At 40.2% G+C, this 14341-nt stretch carries 12 protein-coding genes; 10 read left to right on the plus strand and 2 right to left on the minus strand.

Features of this window, described 5'->3' with window-relative positions; all coding sequences use genetic code 11:
- Positions 1-24: 24 nt before the first annotated feature.
- The 10 genes from F993_RS14805 (at position 25) to ahpF (ending at position 11193) form a co-directional block, all read left to right on the plus strand.
- A complete protein-coding gene (locus F993_RS14805; protein ID WP_171065998.1) occupies positions 25-1914 on the plus strand; it encodes a M48 family metalloprotease in 1890 nt (629 codons plus the stop codon).
- 126 nt (positions 1915-2040) lie between these two features.
- The gene (locus F993_RS14800) at positions 2041-2841 is read left to right on the plus strand and encodes an undecaprenyl-diphosphate phosphatase (protein ID WP_004653028.1); all 801 of its coding nucleotides are present in this window, start codon (positions 2041-2043) and stop codon (positions 2839-2841) included.
- 98 nt (positions 2842-2939) lie between these two features.
- The gene (locus tag F993_RS14795) at positions 2940-3737 is read left to right on the plus strand and encodes a PaaX family transcriptional regulator C-terminal domain-containing protein (protein ID WP_032812413.1); all 798 of its coding nucleotides are present in this window, start codon (positions 2940-2942) and stop codon (positions 3735-3737) included.
- A gap of 122 nt (positions 3738-3859) precedes the next feature.
- Positions 3860-4843 carry a fatty acid desaturase family protein gene (locus tag F993_RS14790; RefSeq protein ID WP_004653030.1) on the plus strand — a complete coding sequence of 328 codons (984 nt, stop codon included), beginning with the start codon at positions 3860-3862 and terminating at the stop codon, positions 4841-4843.
- A 53-nt stretch (positions 4844-4896) separates the two neighbouring features.
- Positions 4897-5331 carry a PaaI family thioesterase gene (locus tag F993_RS14785; protein WP_004653032.1) on the plus strand — a complete coding sequence of 145 codons (435 nt, stop codon included), beginning with the start codon at positions 4897-4899 and terminating at the stop codon, positions 5329-5331.
- 148 nt (positions 5332-5479) lie between these two features.
- Positions 5480-6469: a putative solute-binding protein gene (locus F993_RS14780; protein ID WP_407637366.1), complete on the plus strand. Its 990-nt coding sequence runs from the start codon at positions 5480-5482 to the stop codon at positions 6467-6469.
- 171 nt (positions 6470-6640) lie between these two features.
- Positions 6641-7417, plus strand: a complete 777-nt coding sequence (locus F993_RS14775) for a hypothetical protein (RefSeq protein ID WP_004653034.1) — start codon at positions 6641-6643, stop codon at positions 7415-7417.
- Positions 7418-7429: 12 nt separating this feature from the next.
- Positions 7430-8554: a toxic anion resistance protein gene (locus F993_RS14770; protein WP_004653035.1), complete on the plus strand. Its 1125-nt coding sequence runs from the start codon at positions 7430-7432 to the stop codon at positions 8552-8554.
- A 28-nt stretch (positions 8555-8582) separates the two neighbouring features.
- Complete coding sequence (locus tag F993_RS14765; protein ID WP_004653036.1) at positions 8583-9500, plus strand: hypothetical protein; 918 nt, start codon at positions 8583-8585, stop codon at positions 9498-9500.
- A gap of 127 nt (positions 9501-9627) precedes the next feature.
- Positions 9628-11193: an alkyl hydroperoxide reductase subunit F gene (gene ahpF, locus F993_RS14760; protein WP_004653037.1), complete on the plus strand. Its 1566-nt coding sequence runs from the start codon at positions 9628-9630 to the stop codon at positions 11191-11193.
- Positions 11194-11240: 47 nt separating this feature from the next.
- On the opposite strand, the gene F993_RS14755 is transcribed toward ahpF, so the two are convergent.
- Both F993_RS14755 and F993_RS14750 read right to left on the minus strand, forming a co-directional pair.
- Positions 11241-13259: an alpha/beta fold hydrolase gene (locus F993_RS14755; RefSeq protein ID WP_004653038.1), complete on the minus strand. Its 2019-nt coding sequence runs from the start codon at positions 13257-13259 to the stop codon at positions 11241-11243.
- A gap of 123 nt (positions 13260-13382) precedes the next feature.
- Positions 13383-14282: an ABUW_2363 family tetratricopeptide repeat lipoprotein gene (locus F993_RS14750; protein WP_004653039.1), complete on the minus strand. Its 900-nt coding sequence runs from the start codon at positions 14280-14282 to the stop codon at positions 13383-13385.
- Between the last annotated feature and the right edge of the window lie 59 nt (positions 14283-14341).

Genomic DNA, 14341 nt, shown 5'->3' on the forward strand with positions numbered 1-14341 from the left:
ACAATGTAATCGGGAAAACTTACATTGAAAGAAATGAGCCATTATCTAATTGAAAATAAAAACATTGCTTGGTCAGTCAGTTTCTGTCTTATCGCAATGTTGCTGACCGTCTTTATTCTCAATTTAATCTTGGGTTTAGTTGTTCATTTCTTTGATTATACTCAACCAATTTGGTGGCATGTCCTCAGTCCATATTTCATAGTCCTGCTGATTTTTGTTTTAGTCTGGTCTGTCGGTGCGGAACTTTATGTGCTGCGTGAAGGGGGACATTCTCTGGCAAAACAGCTCAAAGCGCGCCGTTTGGTGTTCGATGAAAGTACGCCAGAAGAAAGTACTGCTTTAAAAGTTGTAGAACAGGTTGCAAAAAGCTTTGATATCGATACGCCCGCAGTGTATGTGTTACCCGATGAAGTCGGGGTAAATGCTTTAACCGCAGGATTCAGATCACAGGATATTGTGATTATTCTGACTTGGGGTGCATTACAAAATCTGGATGAACTGGAACTTTATGGCTTACTCAGTTATGAATTTAACCAGATTTTATCGGGCGAAGCAGTTGAAAATACCAAGCTAAAAATTTTATATAGTGGCTTAACCACTTTTAGTCAGTGGGGCAGTAAATTGGCTCAGGCTGGCTATAATCCTTACGCCACCACTTATCGAAACAAGTTCGAGACGATTTTTGTGGCGATTGGTGGGGTAATTTGGCTGATCGGAAGCTTAGGCATTCTTATTACCCGCTGTATTAAATATCTGACCTTGAGCGGTCGTACTTTTCGTAATGATCTTAAAACCATGCGTTTGATGAACAATAATGCCAATATTCAAACCTTGTTACGGATTTATGTGCATCACTCGGGTTCACAGATTCATAGTGCATATTCTGAATCGATTTCACATATGTGCTTTGCAAATTCACTTAGCCCGCAAAGCTGGATGAACATTCATCCGAGCATTAAAGAGCGAATTTATGAGTTGAATCCAACTTTATTACAGGATTTACAATTAGAAAATTTAAGAAAGCTTCGTAATCGTCCTTTATTTAGTTTATTCCGCTCATTAGAAGAAGAAAGTGCGGATATTACAATGCCGTGGAGTTCACCGCAGCCATTACCTTTGTTGCGTTTATCTCCGATTAGTTTTGCACTCAATGATGCAATCAAACCGCTCAATCCAGAAGTACGTAAAAATAAGAAGCGCCCTGAATTAATTCAGCGTGCGATGCAAACAGCCACGGGTTCGCGTGAAGTAATGGTCGCGATTTTGATGATTCGTCAGTACCGTGAATTTATTCCGCAAGAAGCGCCAGTGAGCCATGCCATTGTCGATGCATTATTAAATCTGGATGGCCGTATTCATGTGCAAATCTTTCATGATGCCTGTAAAAATATTGGGCACATGCCAACCAGCATTGCGCGTCAGTTCCTGACCAAGCTGGCTTGTATTATTCAAGAAGACGGCGAAGTGGGTTTGCTAGATGCCTTATTATTGGAACGGGTGAAGCAAGAACTGAATTTAATGCCTGCACATTTGCCTGCTGCATTTGAAGATGTGAAATCCCAAATTGTGCATTTGATTGATGCACTGTTACATGTCCAACAGATTAACAGCCCAAATCAGCTCGAAGTTCGTGAGCGCATTTTACAAATGCTGCTCACTGATGATGAAATGCAAACTTATGCCGACATTTCAGATGAACCATTGGACTTGGCAGAAATTTTAAATGATGTTTCTGGTTTATTGCTGCGAGACCGCCTGAATATCTTGTCGATTGCAGAACGATGCCTTTGGAATGACCGAATCATAACTCAGGATGAACTCGATGTTTTAGAGCTTTTATACTGGCGTTTGGGTTTTGATACCCATGAAGTGGTTGAGCAAATGCAAAAGAAAAATAGTCTGATGATTATTTAATAGAAACCAATGTATTTATTGAAATCTTTTTTCTAAACCGTTACGTGACAATCACATAAAGTGCTTAGCTTTCAGGTTAAGCTTGCCATTTATTTTATACTTGTATGACGTTCTTTTGAGTAAGTTATGGAACATATTGAAATTTTAAAAGCCTTGTTTTTAGGCTTTATTGAGGGTCTTACCGAATTCTTGCCCATTTCAAGCACAGGTCATTTGATTTTATTTGGTCATATGATCGACTTTCATTCTGATGATGGTCGTGTATTTGAAGTTGTTATCCAACTCGGTGCAATTTTGGCTGTATGTTGGTTATATCGTCAAAAGATTTTTGACTTGGTTAAAGGCTTCTTTAGTGGTGATGCTGAAGCACGGCATTTTGCTTTTAGTGTCTTACTCGCTTTTATTCCAGCCGTCGTGATTGGTATTTTTGCGGTTGATTTTATTAAGAGTGTTTTGTTTAGTCCACTTGTAGTGGCATTCGCTTTGATTATTGGTGGTTTCATCATTTTCTGGGTTGAGTCTAAGAACTTTGACCATAAAACCACAGAGGCAACCAAGATTACCTATAAACAAGCTTTCTTGGTGGGCTGTGCACAGTGTGTTGCAATGATTCCAGGAACCTCTCGTTCAGGGGCAACCATTGTTGGGGGAATGTTTGCTGGCTTATCTCGTAAGGCGGCAACAGAGTTTTCGTTCTTCTTGGCCATGCCAACCATGTTGGGTGCGGCAGTCTTCGATTTAGCACGTAATGCCGATGTATTGACGCAAGACAATATGTTGAATATTGCTGTTGGTTTTGTGGCAGCTTTTATTTCAGCACTTTTAGTGGTGAGTGCATTGGTTAAGTTTGTTGAACGACATACCTTACGTGTATTTGCATGGTACCGTATTGTTCTTGGTATTATCTTATTGTTTGTGTTCTTATAAAAAGTAAAACATCTCCCTTTTGGCAACTGCAAAAAGGGAGATTCTCCGTTAAGATTCCTTTTCTTTATTTTTAATTCCTGATTCGGTTCAATAGCACAATGACAATAGTGAAAATGAATGCTCGAGACTTAATTATTGATTTACTGTTAGGGCTGCAGGGAAATGCGATTTCAATTAAGCAAATTATTATTGCAGCGCGGCTTTTTGAAATCAGTGAAAACAGTATTCGGGTTGCTGTGACGCGTCTATCCAGTGATGGGGTTATTGAAGCCCTTGAACGCGGGATATATCAATTTACGCTTCAGTCGCATGAATGGGCCAATGTCATGCTCAATCGTAAGCATGGTCTTAAGCAAACAAAAGTGTGGAATCAACAATATTTGGCTGTTTTCACAGGTGAGCTAGGTCGTGTTGATCGTACTGCTTTGAACCGTCGAGAAAGGGCACTTAAGCATTTGGGTTTTAAAGAATTAGAACAAGGTATTTTTATCCGTCCAGATAATTTAGCAATCAGCTTTGATCAACTGGAGTTGGAGTTAAAAACCTCAGGTTTAGAAAGTAGTGCAAAAATCTGCCAAATCAGCCATTTTGATGCTAAAACCTTAGCTCTAATTCCAGCACTATGGTCCGTGCAGACCTTAAATCAGAACTATCAGAAATATAATCAAATGATCCAAAACTGGTTAGCTACAGTCCATCAATTAAGCTTGGAAGATGCCGCTAGAGAGTCATTGTTATTGGGGCGTCAAACGATTTCTTTACTGATGAATGATCCATTATTGCCGAAAGACTTTGTTGATGTTGAGTTGCGTGAACAATTTGCGGAGAGTGTACGGCAGCTAGACCAAACAGGTTTGGCATCTTGGCGAAAATTTTACGAGGGACAAATAGAGTAAATATTGATTACAAATATTACATCTAATTTAATTTTAATAGATTGACAGAAATATTACTTAATTTAAAATAAAAATATAAATTGTGTAGTTTTATAAGAATACAACACATAGAGGAAAGGATGATGAATACACGTGTGGCGATTAGTGATTTATTTAGCAGGGAAGAAATTACCGAGCTAACAGCAAAATCAGACTTACATGGCGGTTGGGCGGTTTTCTCGACATGGGCCGTGATTGGTGGCACATTTGCTGCGGTTGCAAGCTCTTGGGAATATTTACCTACATGGGGTAAATTGCTGATGTGTATTGCTGCCTTGGTTATTTTGGCTGGTCGACAATTGGCGTTGGCAATTATCATGCACGATGCCTCACATCAAAGTTTATTTAAAACCAAATGGCTGAATGACACTTTTACAGATTGGTTATGCGCGCGTCCGATTTGGAATGATCTACATAAGTATCGTGCGCATCATATGCGTCATCATAGTAAAACTTCAACGGTCGATGATCCCGATCTATCCCTTGTTACTGGCTTTCCAACCACTAAGAAATCACTCATGCGTAAATTCATGCGGGATTTATCTGGCGTGACTGGATTTAAGTTTGCGGTCGGTCGAGTGTTGATGGATATTGAAAAAATGGAGTGGACGGTATCAAATGATCGTCGTTGGATTTCTCAAGAAGGGCGACATTGGACCGATTATCCCAAAGCATTCTTAAAGAATAGTGGCGGTGCAATTGCAACCAATGCGGCTTTATTTTCAGCATTATGGGCAACGGGTCATCCTAAACTCTATGCATTATGGGTATTGGCCTATTTAACGCCATTTCCATTATTCTTACGTGTTCGTTCAATGGCAGAACATGCTGGAATGGAGACCAGTAATAGTGCTTTAACCAATACCCGTACCACCAAGGCGGGCTATCTGGCCCGAGCTTTGGTCGCACCAATTAATGTGAACTACCATAAAGAGCATCATTTAATGGCAGCTGTACCTTATTTTAAATTGCCAAGAATGCATCAGATGTTACGTGAACGTGGGCATGTATCTGCACCGCCGAGTTATTGGCAGGTATTGAATGAGCTTTCAGATAAAGCAGATTAAGCTGGAGTTTTTAGATTTTTTCTACATAACATGACACATCATTTGGAAAACATATGGCAATGGATAAACAAGAAATTATTGGATTTTTAGCACAAGAATTTCCGCAGGCACTGCAAAAAAGCACCATCGAAGAGATTCCTGCTAAGGGGGCACAGTTACTTTATCGTGTCGATGCAGGGGACCTGCGTCCAGGACAAACCGTTTCTGGTCCAACGCTTATGTTGATTGCAGATTATGTGCTTTATATTGCTATCTTGGGGCATTTGGGACTGGTTGCCATGGCTGTTACCACCAATATGACCATTAACTTCTTTCGTAAACCCAATGGTAATCGGGATATACGGGCAGTTTGTAAGTTAATTAAGGTGGGTAAAACCTTGGTTACAGGGGAAGTCTGGTTATATTCACTCGATGATGAGGAACCTGTTGCACATGTGATCGGGACTTATGCATTACCACCCAATCAAGCATTACCTAGCCATGTATAATAATAATGTCTACTGAACCGATAGAGCTTTAGATTCGGTAGGTATTGACTGTAAATTCATTAAAAATAGAAATCTCGTCATAGTATCGTGTCAACGAATCAGTTGAGAAAAAGAGATAAAACAAATCTTATCTGGGAAGAACGAGATGATGATTAAAAAAGGTTTAATCGCTTTAGCATTATTCGGATTCGCTGCAGCAACGCAGGCGAAGCAAACGGTTTGTGTATTTGATCCAGTCGGTAAATCCGGTGATGCATTCGCATTGGCAAAAGATTATGCACTCGAAGCTAAAAAATGGGGCGCGGATATCGATTTAAGAGCCTATGTTGATGAACGTGTCGCCGCAGAAGATTTGAAAGTTGGACAATGTGATGGCGCAATTATTAGTGGCTTGCGTGGACGTCAGTTCAATAAATATGTTGGTTCACTTGATGCAGTTGGCGCTTTAACTGATTTGAAAACAGCAATTCTTGCTTATCAATTGCTTTCTAAACCGCAAGCGGCAAAAAGTATGATCAATGGCCCTTATGAAATTGCGGGTCTGGGAACCATTGGCCCAGCTTATCTATTTGTTGCAGATCGAAGTATCAATACACTGGCAAAAGCAGCAGGTAAGAAGGTGGGGGTATTTGCCTATGACGAAGCACAACCTAAACTGGTCGCTCAAATTGGTGCACAAGCTGTTTCAGTCGATGTAACCAATGCCGGGGCAAAATTTAATAATCATCAGATTGATATTGTGCCTGCACCAATCGTTGCCTATAAACCTTTTGAGCTTTATAAGGGACTCGGCGATAAAGGCGGCATTGTCAAATTTCCACTGACGCAAATTTCGGCAAATTTCATTATTCGAAAGGATAAATTTCCTGATGGGTTTGGGCAGAAGTCACGTGAATGGGTGGCGGGTCAACTCGGTCGAACGTTTAATATTATTTCAAAATACGAAAAAGAAATTCCGACCAAGTACTGGATGGTTATCCCACCTGAAGAACAAGTCAACTATATGAAGATGATGCGTGAAGCACGTATTTCACTCACTAAAGCAGGAATTTATGATCCCAAAATGATGAACTTCTTGAAAAAAGTGCGCTGCAAACAAAATCCAAACAACTTTGAATGTGCCCTCAATGATGAGTAACGCATGATTTGATTCAAGAACCCTCTTTATTGATTGTAATTGAGAGGGTTTTTTATTGATAAATCAGTAGAAATTGTTAAAAATCATAACAACATTTAGGTATGCGAAAGCTTAAGAACATGCTACAACTAAAATGTTCAAATTTATTTGTTCTTACGATTTTTGACTGATATGACACTACCGCACGACTTAACACCTTTATCGCAAATTGAGTCAAATCAAGAACATATTTTAGCGATTAAGCGTAATGACTTATTACCTTTACTCAACGACCCGCATCGCCTCAATCATTATGCGGATCATTTAGTACAAGCACAAAGTGTCTTATTGAATGGGGTTGATCCTAAGCTGAATCAACAGTTGAGTGAAGTGATTACCCAGATTATTCAGCAGCTGTCTTTATCCAAAAAACATTTGGGCACACGACGTTTCAATGCACTACAAAAATGGCTCGGGATTGATATTGAGTACGATGCCGGGCAGGTGAAGTATGTCAAAGATCTTGACCGTTTAATTCATGAGGCCAATCATTTAAGCCAACGCTTACAGATCGAAATTCAAAAATCACAGTCTCGTTTGCAACAGGCATTGGGTTTAAGGGAACAGATGGCTGCCTATATTCAGGCTGCAGATGAGTTTTTAATAGAATATCCTCAATTTACCAAACAACAAGTACTCGATCATTTTGTCGAACGTCTATCTAAAAAGATCAATACTTTACAAACATTGCAAAGCAGTAATGATATTGCCATGAAGCAGATGCAATTGTCACAGCATTTGTCTTTTAGCCTTCTGGACCGTTTCAAAGAGGCACAACAGGTCTTGATTCCTGCATGGCAATATTACTTAAAGCAAAGTCGAGAATCTCACTCGGCGGCAATATTGGATCAACTTGATAAGAGTCGAGAAGATCTCATTCAAAATTTGAAAAAATCATTACAGAAATAAGAGGGAAATAGGATGTCAGATTCAGAACTTAGCAAAGCATCTCATGAGCTTGAAATTAAGCCAGAGCAGCGTTTTGAGCAGTTGAACTTAAAAGACTTAGGTCTACAACCTCAAGATTTTGCTGAAGTGATGGATGCGCATAAAGAACTCGCCGATATCAGTACCACAGCAGTTGCAGAATACGGCAAAAATATTGCCAATAAGACATCGACTTATACCGATGAATTACTGAGTTTGGTTCAAAATAAGGACTTAGATGCCACAGGACAAAAGTTGAATGAGGTGGTTCAGGTTGCGCAGCAACTCAATACCTCCAGTATTTTGAATAAGTCTAAAAGTTCGGGTTTTTTCGGTGGTTTAATCAGCAAGTTTAAGGGGGCCAAGCAAAGTTTTGATCAGCACTTTAATACCACCAAAGAACAGATCGATGTGTTGGTTAAAGAGATTGAAAGTTCACAGTCAGGTTTAAAAGCACGTGTTGGAACGTTAGATAAAATGTTCGATGCAGTACAGGATGAATATAAACAACTTGGTGTATACATCGCTGCAGGGCAATTGAAACAGCAAGATATTCAACAGCAGATTTCGACGCTCACGACACAGGAGCAAGATCAGCAAACCACTCAACAGATCTATGATCTTAATCACTTGACCAATAACCTTGAAAAACGAGTGAGTGATTTGCAGGTTCTACAACAATCTGCGATGCAGACTTTGCCGATGATTCGGATTATTCAGTCGAATAATTTAATGTTGGTGGATAAGTTCTATGCCATTAAGAACATTACGCTACCTGCATGGAAAAATCAGATTAGTCTGGCGATTTCATTACAAGAGCAGAAGAACAGCGTGCAGTTGGCAAAAGCGATTGATGACACCACCAATGAATTATTGCGTCGTAACGCTGAGTTGTTGCATCAGAATTCTGTTGATACCGCAAAAGCCAATCAACGTTCAGTGATCGATGTTGAAACCCTTGAACATGTGCAAAACACCCTCATTAAAACAGTGAATGATGTGATTCAAATCCAAAAAGAAGGGATGCAAAAGCGTGCTGAAGCGACTACGCGTTTGCGTGCTTTGCAGGAGAGTTTGAATCATTTGGTGCTAGAGAATAGCCAACCACCTAAATCTTGATGTTGCTAATTTTTTAAAGGAAAGATCATTGTCACCCATAGAAGATTTTAGCGTACAACCGATTGACCAGCGTTTACAGCTTTTAAAAAAGCGTCAGCGTCATTTAATGATCTGGTTTGTTATCGCCAGTAGCTTAGTCGTAGTTACGGTTGCATCGTTATTTTTGCAAAAAGAATTTATCTATCGTTTCTTTGATCTTTCCACGCATGTTCAGGCTTTAGATTTACCGTATCATGTTCAAGAATTAGTACCATTTAAACAACCAGTGGATTACTTCTTTAGCTTGTTGTCATGGTTTGGTTGGTTGTTCCTAAAAATTTTTGTTGCATTCATTGGTGCCTTTTTATTGGTCAGTTGGGTGAAGAAATTTAAGTTTTTTCAGCAGCGTTTTCAGGCGTGGTCACAACGGATTTTGGCTTGGGTCATTGCATTTATTTTGCTTTGGTCGGGTCTCAGTTATCTCCAATATGATTGGAAAGATGAGACTGAACAGGCTTATCAGCAATGGATGAGTTATAAAAGCAATATTGTAGAAAGCCAAATTGCGCAAGATTTACAGCAAGCAGATATTGCCCCAACTGAAAAAGCCTATGTTTTAGCTCAGGTTGCATTGTTACATCAACCCATTGATCGAAAGACTGCTAATGTTTATGTGAATCAGTTAATTAGTGCCGAGAAGACTGACCCTGATCTGTTTAAGCGCTATGATTTCAAACCTGAGCAATTATGGGTCATGCAGCAGCAGTTGTATGGCAAAAGTATTACCTCAGTCACCCAACCTTTAGATCAACGTGCTCAGCAAGCAGAGCGTGTTTCTCAGATTGTGAACGTAATTTTATGGGGGCTGATTGTATTGGCCGTTGCTTTAAGCACAATTTTATATGTACTTGCCAAAAATTTGAAAAATCGCCGTGTTCGAATTACCCAAAAGCTTGATGTCTTGTAAATCAATGTTCGGTTTATCCGATCAAACTCATAAAAACATACTGTTTTACCTATTCAGTACTTTTGCGTACTATAGCCTCATTGAATGAATTTAGCTGATTTAAAAGCCTTAGCCTTTGGAGAAATATATGTTAGATCAAAATATTAAAACTCAATTAAAAGCTTACTTAGAACGTTTAGAAAGTCCAATCGAGTTGGTTGCTGCTTTAGATGACTCGGACAAAGCTGCAAAAATCAAAGAACTCGTGACTGAAATTGCTGAACTTTCTGACCAAGTTACGGCGCGTTTTGACGGTTCAAACGCTCGCCGTCCTAGTTTCGGTGTAGCCAAAGCAGGTGAACAACCACGTGTATTCTTTGCAGGTTTACCAATGGGACATGAGTTTACTTCTTTGATCTTGGCATTATTACAAGTATCAGGTTATGCGCCTAAAGTGTCTGATGACGTACTCACTCAGATCAAAGGCCTCAATTTAACTGCAAATTTTGATGTGTTTGTATCGTTAAGCTGTCATAACTGTCCAGATGTGGTTCAAGCTTTAAACTTGATTGCGATCAACAATCCAAATACCACAGCAACCATGATTGATGGTGCTTTCTTCCAAGATGAAGTTGAAGAACGCAAAATCTTGGCGGTGCCAATGGTGTTCCAAGACAATCAGCACATTGGTCAAGGTCGTATGACTTTGGAAGAAATCGTTGCCAAGTTGGATAGCAATTCAGCTGAGAAAGATGCAGCCGCAATCAATGCCAAAGATGCATTTGATGTGTTGGTGATTGGTGGTGGCCCTGCGGGTGGTACAGCAGCGATTTACGCGGCACGTAAAGGCATCAAAACGGGTATCGTGGCTGAACGTTTTGGCGGTCAAGTGATGGATACCATGGACATTGAGAACTTCACCACTGTACAAAAAACTGTAGGTCCTCAGTTCGCTCAAGACATGGAAGCCCATGTTCGTGAATACGGTGTCGATATCATGAACTTGCAACGTGTCAGCAAGATCACTGGTGCAGATCAAACGGCCAATGGTCTGGTTGAGGTTGAACTGGAGAATGGTGCCAAACTTGAATCGAAAACCATCATCCTGTCTACAGGTGCACGTTGGAGAGAAATGAATGTACCGGGGGAAGCTGAATACCGTACCCGTGGTGTCGCATATTGCCCACACTGTGATGGTCCATTATTCAAAGGCAAACGTGTTGCGGTGATTGGTGGTGGTAACTCTGGTGTCGAAGCAGCGATTGACCTTGCGGGCATTGTTGAGCATGTGACTTTGGTTGAATTTGATACCAAACTCCGTGCTGACCAAGTGTTGCAAGACAAATTAAATAGCTTGCCGAACACGACGGTGATCTTGAATGCCTTAAGTACTGAAGTGGTCGGTGATGGTGCTCAAGTGACAGCATTGAAATATAAAGATCGTGGCACGGAGGTTGAACACACCGTTGAACTTGCAGGGATCTTTGTACAGATTGGTTTATTGCCAAACACGGATTTCTTAAAGAACAGTGCGGTTGAGTTGAGTAACCGTGGAGAGATTGTAATTAATGATCGCAACGAAACCAATGTCAAAGGTGTTTTTGCCGCAGGTGACTGTACTACAGTGCCATACAAGCAAATTATCATTGCCACAGGTGAAGGCGCGAAAGCATCACTGTCTGCCTTTGATTACATGATCCGTTCTGGTGTGTAAGTAATCGCTTAAAAAAAGCCCCAATTATTTGGGGCTTTTTATTGTGTTTAGTTCTTCGGTTTATATAAACCATGATCCACTAAATGCTGGCGTAAGATACGACGAAGTTCTAGTACCGCTTCAGGTGTTTCTTGGATTGAATGGCCACCCGTGAAAATCTTCTCGGAAACAGCGCCATCTAAATGTGCACTTTTATAAGGAACAATCCCATCTGTAATGACATTTGGATCATCACTTTTGGTGATATTACCCATAATCGAGTGAAAAACCAGTCCATTTTCTGGCGGAATAGATGCAGTTAATTCCATAAACTTGGATTTTTTACTGAGATCACTTGGGCCATTTTGAATCACATCATTGGTCAGTGTTTTAACGAATTCTTTTAAATCCATATCATCACTGGTGAGTGTATCTGCCAAAGTGGTCAAGAAGGTTGCAGGGAGTTTGATGATTTTACGTGCAGCCAAAGTAAACCAACGATCGGCAAAGTCAGTTCCTTTATGTGGTGCAGCTAAGAAAATGGCACGATCAAAATTAGTGATTGGTTCCATTTTAAGCCGTTCACCAATGACAGGATGTTTACGTAAACGGGTTTGTTGGCGGCTACTCATCATGGTCAGGGCTTGTTTGGAAATATCGGCATTGCTCACCAAGAGTCGGCTGATAATACCTCCCATACTATGACCAATTAAAACCGCATCTTGGGCTGCTGCATCCTTATTATTCAAAGAGCCAAAGGCTTGTTTTAAAAGTGCATAAATCTGGAAGCGACTTTCTATAATCGGCATATTGGTTGAGTAAAACACTTGCCATACTTGGTAATGTTCGCGCAGTATTGGATCACCCATGATGTCGTTGGTCACCGCAATCCATGCTTCTGGGCTGCTGGCAAGACCATGTACCAACACAATCACTTTCTTGTTCGGATTATAGGGTTCCAGCATATAGAGATGTGGCATGGTCAGATGCTGATCACGATCAATTAAGGTTAAATAAGCCGCTGCACCTAAATTATTCTCAGCTAACCAGAGTCCATAAGGTGCCGAAAAATTGGCTGCAAGTGAATATTCTTTACCCGCAATACTGACTTTTTCTACACTATAAGGGTCATAAACCTTAACTTCAAAGTTTGGATTGTTTAATACATCTTTAATGGTTGCCGCTGCATTCTTGGGTTGCGCAATAATAGTTGCGGCTAGATAACGCGCTTTATGGATATTGGGATTAATACCATTAGGATAGTTGAAAGTTAAAGGGTCAAGAATATATTTATTTTCGCCATGGGCTGCATCTGTTGAAGGAAACACTGCCACGAAATCTGAACCAAAACCATCACGGCGGTTAATCGCTCTTAATCCTGAAAAGTTCATGTTATAGCTGGAAATAAATTTCTCCAGCTTCATATTTTGTAAGCGCTGATAGGATTGAATGTCTATAGTGTAGGTACTTTTGCCAATCTTAATGGTAGGGCTAATCGTTTTAGAAGGATTTCTTAAACTATGCACATTGACCAATTTAGTTAACGCTTGATTGTAAAAGTCTCGAATCTGGACCTGACGGTTATCAAAAATACGTTCTTGCGGCTGTCGTGCCGTTTTGAATAAATAGGCATAGCTATAGCGAATGCTTTGATCTAAAGCTTCCAATTCTTGATCCAAGCATTGCTCATAGGTCTTTTGAGTGGCTTTCTGTTCTTCTTCAGGTTTGTGTTTTGTCAGTTTGCTAATCTTGCATTCAGACGAATCTGAAAGGGTGAGTGCCTTGGAAAGATATAATTCACTGGCAGTCGATAGTAATTGCTCATCCTGAATTTGCGGAATTTTGTGTAGGTCTGCAATGCATTCATTGGGTGTTTGCATACAGATTTTAGCTTCTTTACCAGACATCGATAAGACATTGAGGCTGGCTTCGCTGAGTTTTTTTTGCGTCAGAATACTATTACGTTCATTGGCAATTGTTACATTAACCGCCTGCTGTTTAAGACTGACAACTTGGCAACCACTGATCAGCATGGTACTGAATAGAGAGATAAAAAATAAACGTTTATTCGGAGTAAATGCTAGCATGATATGTCAGCAAGTTCGTTGGGAGATTCCTGCTATAATACGAAAATCGAATGTTTTTTCAATGATAGATAAAAAAATAGACTGTACACGACAGTCTATTTTTACAAACCTAGGCAGTTCGAATTAGTTAAGAACTTGCCATACATTCCAGCGTTTGCCAGTTTCCACTTCTTTGATCAAGCGATCAGTCACTTCTGCTTCATCTGGATAGCTAACTTTATAGTTTTTCAAAGTTTGAATCGCATTTTTCTTTTGCTCTAACCAAAGATAGTTGTTCGCAGCAGAAAGATAAGCTTCTTGAACACCACCTTTCATGGCTTTGTCTAAATATGGAATTGCTTCACGCTGACCACCACCTTCAGATAAGCCGAAACCGAACCAGAAGTTGGTTTCAGGATCATTTGGGTTGATGGCAAGAATGCGTTGCGCATAGGTGAGCGACTTCGATGTATAAGCGGTACCTAAGTCTAGGTTCCGTGCCATCACACTTGCTTTGAATGCGCGAGTCAATATGTCTAGCGAAGCATTTGGCTTTTCAGCTAAAGCATCCAATTTTTGTGTAGTTTCTTTTAACTTGACTTCATAACCTTTACGTTCTTGACGTTCAGTGAAACGAGGTGGGTAGTGACGGGCTTTACCTTCAACCAGTTGTAAGAAGTCATCAATTTCAGTCACATCAACTTCATTGTCACCGGCAAGAACCGCATATTTCATGCTGCGCTGTTTGCTGTCAATGGTCGGGACGATCAGCTTATTGATATCTAGTGTGGTTGATTTGGTTGGATCGTTTTGTAAAGATACTACCATTTTGGTTACGGGTTGAGCAGCGGCATCTTTGATTGCGACTTCAAAACTTGGTGGCGCATCATACTTGGTTGGATTTAAAGCATAGAATGGAGGAGTTGGATCTGGCTCTTTAAACACAAACGGTTCAGCAACCTTTTCTTTTTTAACTGGGGCAACGCCACAGGCCGTCAAAAAAGAAGTTGAAAGTACAAGTAATGCCAAAGGCTTAAAATTCATGCTTTACATCCATTAATTTTAGTTAAATGAGAAGTAGATCGTTGGTTTTACCAGTCTAG

The sequence above is a fragment of the Acinetobacter proteolyticus genome, assembly GCF_000367945.1.
In the GTDB taxonomy this organism is placed as follows: Bacteria; Pseudomonadota; Gammaproteobacteria; order Pseudomonadales; family Moraxellaceae; genus Acinetobacter; species Acinetobacter proteolyticus.

Coding starts and splice junctions, on each gene's coding strand:
- F993_RS14770 (WP_004653035.1), top strand. CDS start 7,430: ATGTCAGATTCAGAACTTAGCAAAGCATCTCATGAGCTTGAAATTAAG.
- F993_RS14750 (WP_004653039.1), bottom strand. CDS start 14,282: ATGAATTTTAAGCCTTTGGCATTACTTGTACTTTCAACTTCTTTTTTG.
- F993_RS14785 (WP_004653032.1), top strand. CDS start 4,897: ATGGCAATGGATAAACAAGAAATTATTGGATTTTTAGCACAAGAATTT.
- F993_RS14775 (WP_004653034.1), top strand. CDS start 6,641: ATGACACTACCGCACGACTTAACACCTTTATCGCAAATTGAGTCAAAT.
- F993_RS14795 (WP_032812413.1), top strand. CDS start 2,940: ATGACAATAGTGAAAATGAATGCTCGAGACTTAATTATTGATTTACTG.
- F993_RS14780 (WP_407637366.1), top strand. CDS start 5,480: ATGATTAAAAAAGGTTTAATCGCTTTAGCATTATTCGGATTCGCTGCA.
- F993_RS14800 (WP_004653028.1), top strand. CDS start 2,041: ATGGAACATATTGAAATTTTAAAAGCCTTGTTTTTAGGCTTTATTGAG.
- F993_RS14755 (WP_004653038.1), bottom strand. CDS start 13,259: ATGCTAGCATTTACTCCGAATAAACGTTTATTTTTTATCTCTCTATTC.
- F993_RS14790 (WP_004653030.1), top strand. CDS start 3,860: ATGAATACACGTGTGGCGATTAGTGATTTATTTAGCAGGGAAGAAATT.
- ahpF (WP_004653037.1), top strand. CDS start 9,628: ATGTTAGATCAAAATATTAAAACTCAATTAAAAGCTTACTTAGAACGT.